This window comes from Salmonella sp. 32010601201800023SM (assembly GCF_017572235.1).
Lineage (GTDB): Bacteria > Pseudomonadota > Gammaproteobacteria > Enterobacterales > Enterobacteriaceae > Salmonella > Salmonella enterica.
On sequence record NZ_JAGEQS010000008.1, the window covers coordinates 42681 to 60133 of the forward strand.

The 17453-nt window shown below is 52.5% G+C and carries 15 protein-coding genes and 1 pseudogene; 7 read left to right on the forward strand and 9 right to left on the reverse strand.

All coding sequences use genetic code 11. The features are described 5' to 3' along the window. Window positions 1-130: 130 nt before the first annotated feature. Together J4617_RS20035 and dsbG are read right to left on the reverse strand one after the other, a co-directional pair. Window positions 131-1033: a LysR family transcriptional regulator gene (locus J4617_RS20035; RefSeq protein WP_000002497.1), complete on the reverse strand. Its 903-nt coding sequence runs from the start codon at window positions 1031-1033 to the stop codon at window positions 131-133. A 316-nt stretch (window positions 1034-1349) separates the two neighbouring features. Further along, window positions 1350-2096, reverse strand: a complete 747-nt coding sequence (gene dsbG, locus J4617_RS20040) for a thiol:disulfide interchange protein DsbG (RefSeq protein ID WP_000597122.1) — start codon at window positions 2094-2096, stop codon at window positions 1350-1352. Between the two features lie 440 nt (window positions 2097-2536). Here dsbG and ahpC point away from each other — a divergent pair, with 440 nt between their 5' ends. The 6 genes from ahpC to J4617_RS20070 all read left to right on the forward strand — a co-directional run bounded on the left by ahpC (window position 2537) and on the right by J4617_RS20070 (window position 9393). Further along, a complete protein-coding gene (gene ahpC / locus J4617_RS20045) occupies window positions 2537-3100 on the forward strand; it encodes an alkyl hydroperoxide reductase subunit C (protein WP_000052802.1) in 564 nt (187 codons plus the stop codon). Between the two features lie 241 nt (window positions 3101-3341). Continuing rightward, on the forward strand, window positions 3342-4907 hold the full coding sequence (ahpF, locus tag J4617_RS20050; RefSeq protein ID WP_000887644.1) for an alkyl hydroperoxide reductase subunit F: 1566 nt from the start codon (window positions 3342-3344) through the stop codon (window positions 4905-4907). Window positions 4908-5239: 332 nt separating this feature from the next. Continuing rightward, window positions 5240-5800, forward strand: a complete 561-nt coding sequence (locus J4617_RS20055; protein ID WP_000377435.1) for a molecular chaperone — start codon at window positions 5240-5242, stop codon at window positions 5798-5800. Then, the gene (locus J4617_RS20060) at window positions 5793-8072 is read left to right on the forward strand and encodes a molybdopterin-dependent oxidoreductase (protein ID WP_017465574.1); all 2280 of its coding nucleotides are present in this window, start codon (window positions 5793-5795) and stop codon (window positions 8070-8072) included. Before J4617_RS20055 ends, J4617_RS20060 begins: the two co-directional genes overlap by 8 nt. After that, window positions 8069-8626, forward strand: a complete 558-nt coding sequence (locus J4617_RS20065; protein WP_001250381.1) for a 4Fe-4S dicluster domain-containing protein — start codon at window positions 8069-8071, stop codon at window positions 8624-8626. The genes J4617_RS20060 and J4617_RS20065 overlap by 4 nt, the downstream gene beginning before the upstream one ends. Then, the gene (locus J4617_RS20070; protein WP_000417097.1) at window positions 8626-9393 is read left to right on the forward strand and encodes a dimethyl sulfoxide reductase anchor subunit family protein; all 768 of its coding nucleotides are present in this window, start codon (window positions 8626-8628) and stop codon (window positions 9391-9393) included. The genes J4617_RS20065 and J4617_RS20070 overlap by 1 nt, the downstream gene beginning before the upstream one ends. A gap of 67 nt (window positions 9394-9460) precedes the next feature. On the opposite strand, the gene uspG is transcribed toward J4617_RS20070, so the two are convergent. Continuing rightward, window positions 9461-9889 carry a universal stress protein UspG gene (gene uspG / locus J4617_RS20075; RefSeq protein ID WP_000278499.1) on the reverse strand — a complete coding sequence of 143 codons (429 nt, stop codon included), beginning with the start codon at window positions 9887-9889 and terminating at the stop codon, window positions 9461-9463. Between the two features lie 222 nt (window positions 9890-10111). On the opposite strand from uspG, the gene J4617_RS20080 reads away from it, so the two are divergent. Continuing rightward, entirely contained in the window at window positions 10112-11350 is a 1239-nt protein-coding gene (locus tag J4617_RS20080) for a zinc-dependent alcohol dehydrogenase (protein ID WP_000646109.1), read from the forward strand. An 80-nt stretch (window positions 11351-11430) separates the two neighbouring features. Here the strand turns inward: J4617_RS20080 and rnk are convergent, their stop codons facing one another. The 6 genes and pseudogenes from rnk to citF form a co-directional block, all read right to left on the reverse strand. Beyond that, window positions 11431-11841 (reverse strand): nucleoside diphosphate kinase regulator, encoded by a 411-nt coding sequence (gene rnk, locus J4617_RS20085; protein WP_000089748.1) that lies wholly within the window; start codon window positions 11839-11841, stop codon window positions 11431-11433. 234 nt (window positions 11842-12075) lie between these two features. Then, window positions 12076-12883 (reverse strand): annotated as a pseudogene (gene rna, locus J4617_RS20090) (ribonuclease I). 109 nt (window positions 12884-12992) lie between these two features. After that, window positions 12993-14456 carry a citrate/succinate antiporter CitT gene (citT, locus tag J4617_RS20095; protein WP_000059029.1) on the reverse strand — a complete coding sequence of 488 codons (1464 nt, stop codon included), beginning with the start codon at window positions 14454-14456 and terminating at the stop codon, window positions 12993-12995. A 37-nt stretch (window positions 14457-14493) separates the two neighbouring features. Then, window positions 14494-15390 (reverse strand): triphosphoribosyl-dephospho-CoA synthase CitG, encoded by an 897-nt coding sequence (gene citG / locus J4617_RS20100; RefSeq protein ID WP_000982655.1) that lies wholly within the window; start codon window positions 15388-15390, stop codon window positions 14494-14496. Further along, a complete protein-coding gene (citX, locus tag J4617_RS20105; RefSeq protein WP_001236072.1) occupies window positions 15362-15913 on the reverse strand; it encodes a citrate lyase holo-[acyl-carrier protein] synthase in 552 nt (183 codons plus the stop codon). Before citX ends, citG begins: the two co-directional genes overlap by 29 nt. A gap of 3 nt (window positions 15914-15916) precedes the next feature. Continuing rightward, window positions 15917-17446 carry a citrate lyase subunit alpha gene (citF, locus tag J4617_RS20110; RefSeq protein WP_017465572.1) on the reverse strand — a complete coding sequence of 510 codons (1530 nt, stop codon included), beginning with the start codon at window positions 17444-17446 and terminating at the stop codon, window positions 15917-15919. Window positions 17447-17453 lie beyond the last annotated feature (7 nt).

Consider the following 17453-nt stretch of genomic DNA (forward strand, 5'->3'; position numbering starts at 1 on the left):
TTCGAAATAATTAACATAAAGGATAAGCAGATTAGATGAACTTGCAATGCTTTATTATATTTGTAAAATAAATATATCCCATAAACATATACATTAAATTTATATTAATATTCGTTATCTGACCTTCTTATTAATGTTTTTTTGTGATGTGCTCAATGAGCTCAGCAAATCCGCTATTATTCAGCGAAGCCCTATTATACATAAGATAGAATTGTATGGGAGCAATGGTAAAAGGTATGGTGACTTTTTTAAGTTTGATAGAGGAAGAGTAATAGTCAAAAAATGTTTGTGGTAAAAAACCAATAAGCTCCGTGGAGCTGATAGAGTTGGCGATGGTCATCAGCGATTTGCTTCTGAAACCAATTATTCTTTCCCCCAGCACATCATCCATAAGTGAATGATATTCTTTCATACCGGTTGCCCGGGAGACGAGTTGCGTAAATGACTCTTGTAGAATTTCGTCGATAGTGGCGGTGTCGCCTAGTCGGGGATGGTTTTCACTGCAAACCAGGATGCATTCTAGCCTATTAAAGTGAGTACAAACAATAGAACGATTATTCAGTGGGGCCATTGAAACCACAATATCTGCTTTGCGGTAGGCAAGCAGATCTTCAGGCAGTTCGTCAGTGGTCAAAATGTCGTGATGTTCAATTTCAACCTGTGGATCTTTGCGGATATATTTAACTAATTTCATCACATATTGGGTGATCAACAGCTGTGGGCTGTAGATAATAAATTTTTTCTTCAGGCTGGACTGATTCATTATATTAATAGTTTGTTCCAGGCTGTTAAGATTATTTTCTAAATGATAATGTAAATTAATGCCTGTTACGGTAGGCGTAATTCCTTTGCCTGAACGAATAAATAGAGGGTCGTTGAATTGCGTGCGCAGGCGTTGCAATGACTGGCTTACGGCAGAAGGTGTAATGTAGAGTGTTTCTGCTGCTTTGCTAATGCTTAAATGTTGATAGATACATTCAAATATAACCAACAGGTTAAGATCAAATTTTTTAAGGTCGTAAAGGTTAGCCATAGTATGTTCCCGGCATTATCATGGTATCTTCCATGATTATGACTTAATCTCAATAATTTACCAGAGTTATGTTTATTAAACTTAATGTAGAGTTTATTTAAACTAAAATACCACAGTTATGAATATTTTAGCGAGTAAATAATTACAGTAAAGGCGGACATAACGTACACTTTTATAACCACGCCGTTAGTCTAAAAAGGCTGTGTCGGATGACATGCTGGTCTGGCGTTGCGTTAATGCCAGTCAGAGGTTGGCCCGACAAACGTAGCGCTATCGGGCGTGGTACGGTTAAGCTCCAGCTTTGCTAATTTCTGCGTTAAGGCTGCCCCATCATGGCGTCCAGTTGCGCTTTTTCCGGTAAACCCACAACCTGTTGCAAAATCTTATCTTTATTCATGTAATAAATTGCTGGCGTCGCGTTAGCGCCAAGATCGTCCATTAGCTGCTGATTCTGATTAATGACTTTCATCTGCGCCGGGGGGATGGACGCCGGAACCTCCAGCTTCATCTTTCCTGCGGAGGCTTCATAGTCATGCCAGGTTTTCGCCGGGTCTTTCGCGGCTAAAATCGCTGCGGCTGTGGCCGGGCTTTCCGGTTTAATCACGCCGACCAGTAATGTGCGTAATTGTACCTTGCCGGATTCGACCCACGGACGAGCTTGTTGCCAAAACTGCTTACAATAGGGGCAGAAAGGGTCGGCGAAGACATACAGCACCACCGGCGCGTCTTTTTTACCGTCGAGTATCCATGACGCTTTTTCCATTTTCTGCCACATTTCACGTCCGGCCGGTGCATAGATCTCTTTTTCTATCAGGGCGTTGCTAAGATTTTCGCCTTTTTCATTATACATATAGCCGGAAATCGCGTGTTTACCGTCCGGCGTCAGGTAAATCGTGACGCCCATATCCTGATACTTTCCGAGATAGCCCTTCATGCCCCCCGGCGCCTCGAAGGATTTCAGGATAGTTATACCCTGTTTTTCAATGGCTTTAACCGGCGCAGGCAGTTCTTCCGCGTGGGCGAGAATGGGCAGCATAGCAAGCAGCAATGTACGTTTAATCATATTTTTTCCTTTTAATATCAAAGCGAAAAGAGTATTAATGATGATGCCTATCACAGACATAGGTAAGAGCTGGCGTGCCAGGATTGCCCTTTCTGTGCTGGGGTGATGTAATCCTTTTCGCTGTTACAGCCTTTGTTAAGGTAATGTAGAGCGCAACACTTAGCCAGCATATACGCTATGGATTTCGAGTTGCAGACAATACGTCTGTAATTTGCAAGACGAGTCGTACTGGCTCTGAAGTTACCTACGGGTAGTTCAGGTAATGGGGCCGCCTGTCAGGCGGCCTTTTTACTTTAGATGGCTGACAGGGCGCAGTGTTCACAATGTCGTCCGAATCGGGTTGTTAGTTAACGCTTATTGATTTGATAATGGAAACGCATTAGCCGAATCAGCAAAATTTCGTTAACTTACTCCTCAACGAAAACACGGAGGAAGTATAGATGTCCTTAATTAACACCAAAATCAAACCTTTCAAAAACCAGGCGTTCAAAAACGGTGAATTCATTGAAGTCACCGAGAAAGATACCGAAGGCCGCTGGAGCGTCTTCTTCTTCTACCCGGCCGATTTTACCTTTGTTTGCCCGACTGAACTGGGTGACGTTGCCGACCATTACGAAGAACTGCAGAAGCTGGGCGTAGACGTTTATTCCGTCTCAACCGATACTCACTTCACGCACAAAGCATGGCACAGCAGCTCTGAAACTATCGCAAAAATCAAATATGCGATGATCGGCGACCCGACTGGCGCCCTGACCCGTAACTTCGACAACATGCGTGAAGATGAAGGTCTGGCAGACCGTGCGACCTTTGTTGTTGACCCGCAGGGTATTATCCAGGCGATCGAAGTTACCGCTGAAGGTATCGGCCGTGACGCGTCTGACCTGCTGCGTAAAATTAAAGCAGCACAGTACGTTGCCGCTCACCCAGGCGAAGTATGCCCGGCGAAATGGAAAGAAGGTGAAGCGACTCTGGCTCCATCTTTAGACCTGGTCGGTAAAATCTAAATTTCCGTCGTCTTTCACGCCATAGCTGCGTTGGCGTCGCCTGCTCACCCCGGTCACTTACTTCAGTAAGCTCCCGGGGATTCTCAGGCTAGCCGTCTTACTCTGACGTGAAATACTTTGGAAATTGTTTCAGTCATGGGCGCACCTGCGCCCATTTCATTTCAGCACCATGACGCAAGTTGCATTAATGCAGTCCCGCGAAGTCGGCTTGCATGATGATGTTTTCAGAGAGGGAAGAAGAATGCTCGACACAAATATGAAAACCCAGCTCAGGGCTTACCTTGAGAAACTGACCAAACCTGTTGAGCTGATTGCCACGCTGGATGACAGCGCTAAATCGGCGGAAATCAAGGAACTGCTGGCTGAAATCGCCGAGCTGTCCGACAAAGTCACATTTAAAGAAGACAATACTCTGCCGGTGCGCAAGCCGTCTTTCCTGATTACGAATCCAGGTTCTCAGCAGGGGCCGCGCTTTGCCGGTTCTCCGCTGGGCCACGAATTTACCTCGCTGGTTTTGGCGCTGCTGTGGACCGGCGGTCATCCGTCAAAAGAAGCGCAGTCGCTGCTGGAGCAGATTCGCGATATTGACGGCGATTTTGAATTCGAAACTTATTATTCACTCTCCTGCCATAACTGCCCGGACGTAGTGCAGGCGCTGAACCTGATGGCGGTGCTGAACCCGCGTATTAAACATACGGCAATTGATGGCGGCACCTTCCAGAACGAAATCACCGAACGTAACGTGATGGGCGTTCCGGCGGTGTTTGTCAACGGTAAAGAGTTCGGCCAGGGACGTATGACTCTGACCGAGATTGTCGCTAAAGTGGATACTGGCGCAGAAAAACGCGCGGCGGAAGCGCTGAACAAACGCGATGCGTATGACGTACTGATTGTCGGCTCCGGCCCGGCGGGCGCGGCGGCAGCGGTCTACTCGGCGCGCAAAGGCATCCGTACCGGTCTGATGGGCGAGCGCTTCGGCGGTCAGGTGCTGGATACCGTGGATATCGAAAACTATATCTCGGTGCCGAAAACCGAAGGCCAGAAACTGGCGGGCGCGCTGAAAGCGCATGTCAGCGATTACGACGTTGACGTTATCGACAGCCAGAGCGCAAGTAAACTGGTTCCGGCCGCGACAGAAGGCGGCTTGCATCAGATTGAAACGGCATCCGGCGCAGTCTTGAAAGCGCGCAGTATCATCATCGCCACCGGCGCGAAATGGCGCAATATGAATGTGCCGGGCGAGGATCAGTATCGCACCAAAGGCGTCACCTATTGTCCGCACTGCGACGGTCCGTTATTTAAAGGGAAGCGTGTGGCGGTCATCGGCGGCGGCAACTCCGGCGTTGAAGCGGCTATCGATCTGGCAGGTATTGTAGAACACGTTACGTTGCTGGAGTTCGCGCCGGAGATGAAGGCGGATCAGGTGCTACAGGACAAAGTGCGTAGCCTGAAAAATGTCGATATCATTTTGAATGCGCAAACGACAGAAGTGAAGGGCGACGGTTCGAAAGTGGTGGGGCTGGAGTATCGTGACCGTGTCAGCGGCGATATTCATAGCGTCGCGCTGGCAGGGATTTTTGTGCAGATTGGTCTGTTGCCGAATACCCACTGGCTGGAAGGCGCGCTTGAGCGTAACCGCATGGGCGAGATCATTATTGACGCCAAATGTGAAACCAGCGTTAAGGGCGTCTTCGCCGCAGGCGATTGCACCACCGTTCCTTACAAACAGATTATCATCGCCACAGGCGAAGGGGCGAAAGCCTCGTTGAGCGCCTTTGATTATCTGATTCGCACCAAAATCGCATAAAAAGAAGTAAGCACACCTGCAAGGCCAGTTAACTGGCCATCGTAAATGGCCCGATAGTGTAAGCTATTCGGGCCTGCGGTGTTTATGCCCGGGGAACGCCACCGGGTAAAACACCTTCTTCATTATCAATACTCTGAAACCGTCTGTTAATAACAGACGGTTTTTTATTTCAACGGTCTTCTGTTTTTAAACTTTGAAACAATAAAAAAGCCTTCTACGGATTTAACTGGAATTTTTCTGTTTTTTTATCAAAGAAACATTAAGCGCTTCCGCTAACATGCCCATTCTTTTTTCTTGATTTATATTGCATTTGTATGTGAGGTTATTTATTCATGGATTCAATCTATGAATCACTGACGGAATTAGAAAAAACAGGGCTTACATTGCGTGATTTTTTTAATTCTCATGATAGTCATTCACTGAAATCTGCCTACGTGAGATTAAATCCCTCTGCTGCGGTAAACCTTACCGACCGGGCGTGGCTGGAAACGGAGTATGACTTTAATGCGCTATTCGTCGGTCCTGGCAAGCTGCTGGCTGCGCCTTTCGCTTCAGTGTATCTGGAGGACGATGCGCTGGTGATGGGAAAGGCGACGCTGGAGATACGGGAGTTTATGGCAGCGTTGGGATTATCGGTTAATCAGGAGAGCAATATTCCTGACGATCATATTTCCTGCGTGCTGGAGTTGACCACACTATTACTGGCTAATACCCGGCAAACGTCACCATACCGATCTACTCTCACTCAATATATCAATAACTATTTAACAAAGTGGGTGCCATTATATATCGAAAAAATAAAAACTCATGCACAAACGACCACGTTATATACAGTGGCGGACATCTTATTTTATTGGCTTGATGAATTAAAACGAGAGTATCAATATGAGTAATGAGACGGGACATCTGAACAGACGTTCTTTTTTAAAGGGGATAGTGGCACTGGGCGCCGTTGCGGCTTTACCCGGAGGATTACTGACCTCCCGATGCGCGCTTGCGCAGCCGCCTGTTCCCTTTAACCCTAAAACGTACAAAATTTATCGTAACGCGTGTCCGCGTAACTGCTATGACACCTGTAGCCTCAAGACGTGGGTAAAGGACGGGGTCATTACTTTCGTGGAAGGCGCGCCGGAATCAACATTTACTCACGGTACGCCTTGCGTCAAAGGGTTAAGCTATCCGCGCCGGGTTTATAGCCCCGATCGTATTAAATATCCCATGGCGCAGGACGTTCGCGGTAGCGGCAACTGGCGTCGCATCTCATGGGAAGAGGCGATGCAGCGCATTGCCGCCAAAATGCTGGAGATTAAGAAAAAAGACGGTTCTATGCTCGGTCTGGCGCTGACCAAATATTCCGGTAAGTTTGGCGTGCTGAACTATGCCGTTGAAGGGATGATGTCCTCGCTTGGCTACACCACCCGTTTTGCCGGTACGCCGTGCTGGCCTGCCGGTATCGACGCGCAAAACTACGACATGGGCGACATGTGGTGTAACGACCCGGAAGATATGGTGAAAGCGAAATACATCATTATCTGGGGCGCCAACCCGGCCTGGTGCTCAATGCACAGCATGAAGTACATCTATCAGGCGCGCGAGAAAGGGGCGAAGGTCGTGGTTATCGACCCGCTGCTGTCGCAGACTGCCGCCAAAGCCGATCTCTACCTGCGCGTACGGCCAGGCTCAGACGGCGCGCTGGCGCTGGGGATGGCGCGCCACCTGGTGGATAAAGGCCTGGTCGATCAGGATTTTGTCAACAAAGACGCTCATGGCTATCCGGAATTTGAAGCCTATCTGCGCAATAACGTCACCGTGGAATGGGCGGCAGAAATCTGCGGCCTGTCTGCGGATGTCATTCGCCAGCTGGCGGAAGAGTTTACGGCGGTTAAGCCGGCCACGGTCTGGATTGGTTACGGGATGCAGCGTCATGTCAACGGCGGCGCCAACGTTCGCGCTATCGATGCCTTTGTCGCTATGTCCGGCAACATCGGTGTCGAAGGCGGCGGCGCGCGTTATGGTCATCTGCATACCTGGGGCTTTAACTATAACGCCATGCTGCAGAAGCCGCCGGTGGGCGCTATTGGCATACCGGGAGCGGCGGGCACCACCAGTGAATTCGGGGCTGCCGCTGGCAGCGACGCCGTGCAGTACTCCGATCGCTCTCTGAATATCAACCAGACGGCGCAGGGGATTCTGGAGGCCAACGATCCGCCGGTTCGTATGCTGTGGGTCGCCTGTAAAAACCCGTTTGCCCAGGATTTCGATCGCAGCAAGATGAAAAAAGCGTTTGAAAAACTGGAAATGGTGGTCTGCGCCGATCAGTTCTTCAACGAAACGGTGCAACACGCTGATATCGTGCTGCCCGTTACCACCGCGTTTGAAGAGTGGAACGTGGATGCTTCTTACTGGCACTACTGGCTTTCCATTAATCAGCCGGCGATTAAGCCGATGTATGAAGCAAAATGCGACCTTGAAATCGCTACCATGCTGTCGCGCACCATTAATAAGATGGCGCCGGGTTCCTGTACCTTCCCGCAAGAGTTCGATCACAAGCGCTGGCTGGATCAGGAGTTCAACGACGGTATGGCGAAAATGTTTGGCATCTCTTCCTGGGACGATCTGCTGGACGGGCCGAAAAAAGCGATCCTGCCAAGTTCTGCCGCCTGGTACGATCGCAAGTTCAAAACGCCGTCAGGCAAGTATGAATTTAAATCTGAACTGGCGGAGAAAAACGGCCACACCGCGCTGCCGGAATACAAACCGGAAGCCGAGAGCAAACTGCCGTTCCATCTGTTTACGCCGCACGTGCAGTTTGGCCTGCACTCGCAGTTTATCAACCTGGACTGGATGCAGGTGTTCTACCCGGAACCGTTCGTTTATATCCATCCTTCTTCCGCGAAGAAAAAGGGCATCAGTGAGAACGATCTGGTCAAAGTTTTCAATGGCACCGGTGAAGTTGAGCTGCGGGCAAAAGTCACCACCAACGTGCCGGAAGATTTTCTGGTGATGTATGAAGCGTGGTTCCCGAAACGGCAGTACAACGTGCAAAACGTCGTGGCCGATACGCCTGCTGATATGGGGCTGATGAAAACTGGCGCGCCGGGCGCCGCTATCCACAGTCAGTTTGCTGACGTTGTATTGATCGGTAAAGGGGAATCCGTAGCATGAGACGTGCGTTTTTAGTGAATAGCGATAAGTGCATCGGCTGCCGCGGCTGTGCTATGGCGTGTAAAAGCTTTAACCAACTGGAGCCGGATCGCTTCTGGCGCTACGTTTATCCGTTGGATAAAGACATCTATCCACATGAAGAGCGGGCGTTTTACTCGCTGGCCTGTAACCACTGCGAACATCCGGCCTGCGTCGCCGCCTGTCCGGTCGAAGCCTATACCAAACGTGAAGATGGCGTGGTGGTGCATAACCCTGAGCGCTGCATCGGCTGTAAAAACTGTATTCGTAACTGTCCTTATGGCGCGCCGCGTTTTAATGAAGAGACGCGTAAAGCGGAAAAATGCAGTATGTGCTACGAGCGTCTTGATATCGGTATGAATCCGGCGTGCGTAAACGCCTGTCCGGTGGGCGCCTTGTCGATTATCGATTTGGATGCCGATCCTGTGCCCGATAATGCGGTGCAGTATCCGCCAGGGTTCCCGCATATGCCACAGCTTAATCCAGGAACGCGCTTTATTCTGGCGCGCCAGCCTAAGCAGCCGGAGGACAAGTAATGGAAAAATATGAACTGCCGCTGGTGTTTTTTACGGTATTAAGCCAGATGTCTGTCGGGATGGCTTTGGTACTGACATGGCGTACGCTGCGTGGTGAAGTGGAAGGCCAGCGTTTCTATTGGTTGGCCACCGGGCTGGTGCTGGCATTGGCGTCTATTGCCGCGATTCTGCATCTGGCGCATCCCGATCGCGCTTATGATGCGCTGATTAACCTGCGACATGCCTGGTTAAGTCGGGAAATCCTTGGCGCCACGTTGTTTGGCGCAGCGGTCGGCGTAACGTTCCTGGCAAAGGGACATAAAGCGATGGCTCTTATCGCCTCCGTGTTCGGCGTGTTACTGGTGGCGGTGCAGGGGATGACCTACGCCGCGCCAGCGATGGTGGCTATCGCTAATGGGTTTACCATGCTGTTATTTTTTATTACGGTATGGGTCATGGGTTGCGCGGCGATTCCGCTGTTAAAACTCAGGCCTGCCGTTCCTGCGTTACGCCAGGGGATTGTGGTGTGTATCGCGGTACTTATCGCGGCGCCGCTGGTGTGGTTAAGCGGGGGAACGGTAATGCAGATGACGGCGCGTTCATGGTTGGCTTCACCGTTTTATCTGGCAAGCCTGGTCTGCCTTGCGCTCGCTTTTGTCGCCAGCCGTCACGGTGATTCGCGCCCGAAACGCCTGTTCGTCTTGTTATTCGTCGGCGTATTTCTGAGTCGGCTGGTCTTTTTTGGCGACACGGTGAGTACTATTGTGAATATCGGGCATTTGTACTAACGATGATGCAGTAAAAAGCCCTGCCAGGCGTGACCTGGCAGGGCGTGTCAGTTTTTAGCCACCAGGGTTAACGCACAACCAATACTGGCAGCGTCGCATGGCGCACCACGCTTGAGGCGTTAGACCCCAACAGGTGTGTCGTGATGGACGGATTACGCGAACCGATTACCACGACATCCGCATCCAGTTCTTCGCCCATCTCATTGACGACATCGCGCACGCTACCAAAGCGAACATGCGTTTTAATTCGTGAAGGATCGATACTGAAGTGTCCCACCATCGTTTGCAGACGCGTTTCCGCCTCATGCTGTAAATGTTCTTCAAAGCGACGCACGTCGGCGGCAAAGCGATGCAGACTCATGCTCGCGGACCCAGGCAGTACATGCAACAGATGAATGACGCCATCCTGTTGCGCCAGAAACTCAGCGTGGCGAATGGCTTTATCGCTAAGTTCCATTTCAAAAACATCAACCGGCATAATGATTGTCTTATACATACCCGTTACTCCCTGTTAATCAATACTGAATTTATTCAAGCATATAATAATGTTTCTTTCTGCTATTTGTCTGGCAATTTTAAATATTACGGCAACCTGACGTTAAAAAAGTTGTGTATTTTCCAGGAAAAATCCTAAAGCCGCCTGTTTTGCCGGCAGTCTCTCCGGGATAGCTACCCTTTTATAGTCGAACGCAACATTCACCGTTACCCCGGAGGCTGCATGAAAGCATTGACGTATCACGGTCCACATCACGTAAAGGTTGAAAACGTACCCGATCCCGGCATTGAGCAGCCTGACGATATCATTTTGCGTGTTACCGCCACCGCGATTTGCGGATCTGATTTGCATCTCTATCGCGGCAAGATCCCACAGGTAAAACATGGCGATATTTTCGGCCATGAATTTATGGGCGAAGTGGTGGAAACCGGACATGATGTAAAGAATATTCAGAAAGGGGACCGGGTCGTTATCCCGTTTGTCATTGCCTGTGGTGACTGCTTTTTCTGTCGGCTACAGCAATATTCAGCGTGTGAAAACACTAACGACGGACACGGTGCGGCGATGAATAAAAAACAGATCCCACCGCCGGCGGCGCTGTTTGGTTATAGCCATCTGTATGGCGGCGTTCCCGGCGGACAGGCCGAATATGTTCGCGTGCCAAAAGGTAATGTCGGTCCATTTAAGGTGCCGCCGCTGTTATCTGACGATAAGGCGCTGTTTCTTTCTGATATTTTGCCTACCGCCTGGCAGGCGGCAAAAAATGCCCAGATTCAGCAAGGTTCCAGCGTGGCGGTTTTTGGCGCAGGGCCGGTAGGATTACTGACTATCGCCTGTGCGCGACTGCTGGGCGCGGAGCAGATCTTCGTCGTTGATCACCACGCCTGGCGCCTGCGTTTCGCCGAAGAACGTTACGGCGCGATACCGATCAACTTCGATGATGAGAACGATCCGGCGGAAAAAATCATCGAGCAGACGGCAGGACACCGCGGCGTGGACGCGGTAATTGATGCCGTAGGCTTTGAAGCGAAAGGCAGCTTGACGGAGACGGTGCTGACGAACCTTAAACTGGAAGGCAGCAGCGGCAAAGCGCTGCGACAATGTATCGCGGCGGTCAGACGCGGCGGCGTGGTCAGCGTGCCCGGCGTGTATGCCGGTTTTATTCACGGCTTTTTATTCGGCGACGCCTTTGATAAGGGGCTAACTTTTAAAATGGGGCAAACCCATGTTCACGCGTGGCTGGGGGAATTATTACCGCTTATTGAAAAAGGGTTGCTGAAGCCGGAGGAGATTGTCACGCACTATATGCCGTTTGAAGAGGCAGCGCGCGGCTACGAAATTTTCGAAAAACGCGAAGAAGAGTGCCGGAAGGTTATCCTGGTGCCGGGAGCGACGTCGGCACAAGCGGCGCAGAAACAGGCGACGGGAGTAATCAATCCGATGCCAGGCGGCGTTGTCTGAAACAGGCAAATGAAAGGGCTAACGGAAAGAGGATGCGCAGGCATCCTCTGTGTAAACGCATTAACGCTTATGCAGATGGTTTAACGCAGGAAGTCGCCCGCGGCTTCAGGCTGATATTCGAGTTCCAGCACTTCGAGATGGGTGGAGGCACCGCCCGGCAGTTCCCAGTGAATGGTGTCGCCGACGCGCAGTCCCAGCAACGCCGCGCCGACGGGCGCCATTACCGAAAGCTGGGTACTGCTGTCCGTCATATTGGCGGGATACACCAGCGTCCGCACGCGTGTTTCACCATCGCTCAAATTGCGGAATTTAACGCGGCTGTTCATGGTGACGACATCGTTCGGCATCTCTTGTGGCGAACACATTTGCGCGCGATCCAGTTCGGCGTTGAGCGCGTCGGCAATCGGCAGATCCGCATACGCAGGCTGTTCCAGAAGACGATCAATACGTTCGGCGTCAAGGTCGTTAATGATAATAGTGGGTCTGGACATTTCTTACTCCATGTCATCGATACTGCGAGTAGTGCAGGTAAATGGTCCCAAAAGAAAACCCTCACCGTCTGGCGGCGAGGGTTTAACTCTCATGATGATACTGAGACTTACCCCGTCTTTGAAGTGATTTAGTTCACATTCGGGTAAATCCTCAAACGTCATAGCCCTGAGTGAATTTTAGTCTACATTCGGGCGTGTTCTCAAATGTGGCTACGGTTTTAAACCTCTGCTTCGTCAATAACCGGCTTTATCGATAATAAACTGTTTCCCGCAGTTGCCGGGATGCGGCTGCGGCAGGAATGAGGCAAAGGAGAGCGGGGCGTTAATCATCGACGCCTTTAATGAAAACTGAATCTCTGTTAAATAGGCGGGATTGCCATGGCAGTTTACTTTAACGGCTTTGACATTATCCTGTCCCCACGTTTGTGCGACGACGCTATCAAACTCAGCGCGGCTAACGGTCTTGCCGTAATTATCCGCCAGAAACTGCCCCAGCGCGCTGTCTTTTATCGCCTTATCCAGCCGTATCATGGTGCCGAAATAGGCATTGGGATCAAACCCGAAACAGGCGCCATGTTTGGCATATTCGTAGCGCTCCAGACAGGAATTCCCCCCCGCGCCGGGCATCACTTCCTTAAGCGCTGTCGCGATGTCAGGCGAAAGTCCGGGGGGGGGGGGCTGAGCATTTCCGGCTGGCCTTGACTTCAGGCAGATTCGGGATTGGCCGCGTCGCACAACCAAAGCGCTGCCAGCGTCTCTGGTCAACACCGCGTGCGGCGATAGATTTGGGTAATCCTGGCCACAGGCCGTGGACGGTCAGAAAGTCTGCTTTGTTGGCTGGCTCTTTTTGCAGACGGCACTCATCGGGCTCCCGATGGCGGCGTTCATGCTGGCTTTGACAAAAACCGGTTTGCCAGGAAAGCGCCAGCACATAGTCAGTGAAATCACCGTACTGTTGCGCCTGAAGTTCGTCGGCGTTGGCGGCAAAAATCGGGGTTAAGAGGGCAGCCAGCAGCGGACTGTAATGCCATATTGTGTTCATGATGAATTCGATAATTTATACACATTATGAATGTTACCCATTTAATCATAAAAAATGCCGCTCAGGTGAACCTGAACGGCATCATTTTTAACCTGCGTTGGCGTAATGTTTAATTCCACATTGCCAGAATCGGCCAGCCCACCAGCAACAGCATCGCGATATAGATAACGCCAAAGATTGCGCCAAGCCGCCAGTAGTCTCTGGATTTCACGTAACCGCAGCCGTAGATAATCACACCAGGGCCGGTGGCATACGGCGTCAGACAGCCCATGATACCGATAGACAGCACCAGCAGAATACACAGTTGTTCCATCGGAACGCCCGGAATGCCTTTACCCACCGCCAGAATGACCGGCAGCATGGTCGCGGTGTGAGCGGAAAGACTGGCGAACAGATAGTGCGCGAAATAGAACACCAGTACCAGTACAATCACGGTTGCATCCGGCGAGAAACCTTCCAGATGCGTACTCATGGTATTGGCGAACCAGTCAATAAAGCCGGAGCGGGTTAAGCCATTGGCCATGACCACCAGCGTAGCGAGGTTCACCAGGGTGTTCCAGGCGCTGTTGTAGCGCGTAATATCTTTCCACGGCACAACATGCAACGCCAGCATCAGCGAGACGGCCAGCAGACCCACGGCAGTGGCGTTGATGATTTTTCCACCAAAAACCCACAATCCTAAGCTAAGCAGCACCAGGCCAATCAGCGTCCACTCTTTGCGGGACAGACGCCCCATGTTTTTTAACTCGCCGCCAGCCCAGGCCGCGACTTCCGCACTGTGGGTCACTTCAGGTTTATAAAGTACATAGGAGAGCCACGGCGCAACGATCAGTAAAATAATCCCTACCGGCAGAAAGCTGAGAAACCACTGCAGCCAGCTAATCTGGACGCCAGCGATCTTGCTGACGAACTCCAGACCTAATACGTTCGGGGCCGCGCCAGTGACAAACATCGAAGAGCTCAGGCTGGTACTGATCACCATCATCCACATCAAATAACCGCCGATGCGGCGTGCGGAAGGATCGTTTGGAAACGATTTAAACAGCGGCGGCAGGTTCTTGATGACCGGGAAAACAGTCCCGCCGGTACGAGCCGTATTGGAGGGAGTAAACGGCGCCAGCAAAATATCGATAATGACAATCGCATAGCCGAGCGTCAGCGTGCGTTTACCCATGAATTTTACCAAAAACAGCGCAATGCGGCGCCCCAGCCCGGTCACTTCGTAGCCCAGCGCGAAAATAAACGCGCCGAAAACCAGCCAGACCGTGGTGCTGGAGAAACCGGCAAGCCCCCATTTCAGCGCCTGTTTACTGGCTTTAAACGCCGGATCGGCCAGTTCTGAAGCGTCAAATAGCAGGTAATTGCTGCCGATAACGCAAATGGTTACGGCGATAAAACTGATCGCTGTCGCCGGGATCGGCTCCAGGATCATACCGACAATCATCGCGACGAAAACCGCAAAATAGTGCCAGGCCTGCGGCGGCATACCATCTGGAACAGGAATTAGCAACATGACGCCCATCACCACTAATGGGGCCAACAACTTCCATATATTATCTTTGGATAAAGACATAAATGACTCTCCGGAAAGGATATTTTCTATAATTGTGTTAATGATTAACTTGCGAAATTTGCGCTAAAAACCAGGTCACGATCAGCAGATCGGCGCTACCGCCTGGGCTGAGATTGCGTTCAATGCATTGCTGATCGAACCGGTGGAGATAAACGAGATCGTCAGGCGTCCGTATGCCGCCCTGATGTAATAAGACCGCCGCCTGCTGCTGTAACCAGCGCAGACCGTCCGCCCCGCCGCGCGACGCGACGTTGGTATCGCCGTTAAGCGACATCAGCAGCAGTAAGGTATCAAGCAGCGCCAGTTCCGGATCGCGCCCCTGCGCCAGCAATGCGCGGTAGTGCGGTAACGCGTGGCGGATGACCAGCGGATAGCCCGCTTCCGCTTCGCCGCGCGCGCCGGTTAATCCCAGTTGCTGATACAGCCGCTGACCTGCGGTGAGCTGTAGGTTGTTCTGGCGCAGTTCGCGCGTGGTCAGGCCGCGGCAAAAATCGGCGGCGGTAGCGCAGAGTGTTTCTGCAGCGATCGGCTGGCGTAGCTGATACAGGCGGCCAATGGCGGCGCACAGTAACCCCAGCGAGAAAATGCTGCCTTTATGGGTATTGACGCCCGCCGTTGCGCGAAACATCGCTGCTTCACAGGCCATCCCCAATGGACGCAGGCCCGCCAGAACTGACTCTGGCGGCAGGCGCGTGCAGCTGGCGCCATATTCCATAAAGCGCGGCAGCCAGTGTCGAATCGCCTCCGCGCTGCGGTGAAAATCCGCCAGCGCCATATCTTTGTGCGCGCCGCAGTTTAGTCGGTCTACCAGACCGGGTTTTGGCGATAAATTTACCTCGGTCAGCATGGCGCGCCAGGCCAAATCGGCCCAGGCGTCATACAGCGACTGAGGCTGAATGGAGGCGTTAGTCGGGTTGGCGGGAATCGGCATCATGCAGCAGCGCCTCCATATGAATCAGTAAATCAGTCAGCGCGTGGGTTTTACCCCGCGCGCATTCAGCCGCGCTTTGCCCGCACAGCAGACAGCGGCGAGCGGGAAGCGCGAAATGGCGGCGGGAGAGTATTTCGCCTTCCGCCGTCAGGACATCGATATCCCACAGGCGCCCCAGTGGATAACGCTGTTCAAGCGCGATGGTCGCCTGTTTGAGCGCCTGAGCGGGTGCGTCAATCGCCAGCAGTCCTTCCGGCCCGCTGGCGGAAGCCAGTGCAGCCTGCTCCCGGATGGTCCAGCCATACTCTTCTGCCAGCGTGTGCAGGGCAGTCACGCCGTGATTAAAGATCCGGCGGGTTAACGCGCTGTCTTTCATCGGGCCTGGCGCCACCACGGTAAAGGAGACCAGCGGAGTGGCGTGACGCGTTAGCCAGGCGCGCTGTCTTGCTTGTCTCTCATCCCGGCTGGCGAGCAGCTCAGGAATAGAAACGTCGTGACAGGTGGCGAGTTCAGGAAACAGGCGCATGGCTTATTCCTTCACCTGATGCACCACATCGATCACTGAACCGTCGCGATAACGCACGACAGCAATCACGCGGTCGGTGAATTCGATAGGGCGGGGCTGACCGGTAAGCAGTTGCGCGCGTTCGCGCAGCCACTCAATCGATACCACTTTCATTCCCGCTGCTTGCAGTCGTTCAGCCAGCTCCGGACGCGCCGGGTTGACGGCGATACCGTGATCGGTGACCAGAATGTCGACGCTGGAGCCCGGTGTGACGCAGGTGGTGACGTTATCAACCAGCGTTGGGATGCGACCGCGTACCAGCGGCGCGACGATGATGGACAGCGCCGCCGCGACGGCGGTATCGCAGTGACCGCCGGACGCGCCGCGTAGAACGCCGTCGGAGCCGGTCAGCACGTTAACATTGAAGTGAGTGTCTACTTCCAGCGCGCTCAGTACCACCACGTCCAGACGGTCGACGGAAGCGCCTTTAGAGCCCCAGTTGGCGTACTGGTTAGCGCTGATTTCGATATGGTTCGGGTTGCGGGCCAAAGATTGCGCAGCGTTACGATCGAAGCTCTGAACGTCAAGCAGTTTGCGGATTAAGCCCTTTTCATGCAGGTCGACCATGGTGGCGGTGATACCGCCCAGCGCGAAATTAGCCACAATGTTGCGGCTACGCATTTTGTCTTCCAGGAAGCGGGTGACCGCCAGCGATGCGCCGCCGGTGCCGGTTTGTAGGGAGAAACCTTCGTTGAAGTAGCCGGAGTGAGCAATGACTTCCGCCGCACTGCGGGCGATCAGCAGTTCACGCGGATTAGTGGTCATGCGGGTCGCGCCAGCGCCGATTTTGTTTGCATCACCGACTTCTTCGATTTGCACGATCAGATCAACCTGATCCTGAGCGATGCTTGCCGGGTTATGCGGATACGGCAGCAGTTGCTCCGTCAGCATCACGACCTGCTTCGCGCTGTCGGCATCCACCATCGCGTAGCCCAGTGAACCGCAACAGGCTTTGCCGGTATAACCGTTAGCATTACCGAATTCATCGCAGGAGGGCACGCCAAGAAACGCAACATCAATATTGAGTTCGCCGCTTTGTACCAGATGCACACGACCGCCGTGGGAGTGAATCTGAACCGGCTCAGCCAGCAGGCCGCGAGAAATTTCTTCCGCCAGCGGGCCGCGCAGGCCTGACGTGTAGATGCGGCTGACCACCCCGTTACGAATGTGTTCAACCAGCGGCGCGTGGCAGTCGCTCAGCGAGCTGGAGGCCAGGGTCAGATTTTTGAAGCCCATCTTCGCGATGGTTTCCATCACCAGGTTAATCGTCAGATCGCCGCCGCGAAACGCGTGGTGAAAGGAGACCGTCATGCCGTCGCGTAAACCGGAACGGCGGATGGCCTCTTCCAGGCTGGCGCACAGTTTGTGGTCGCGCGGTTTTTGCGCTTGTAGATCCAATTTTGCCGCACTTTGGTAAGCGCTCAGTTCGCTTTCAGCGTGACGGCTCCAGGCGGCTACGCGATCCTGGCGTTGAGATTCATTTTTCTGCGTCATTTTTTTG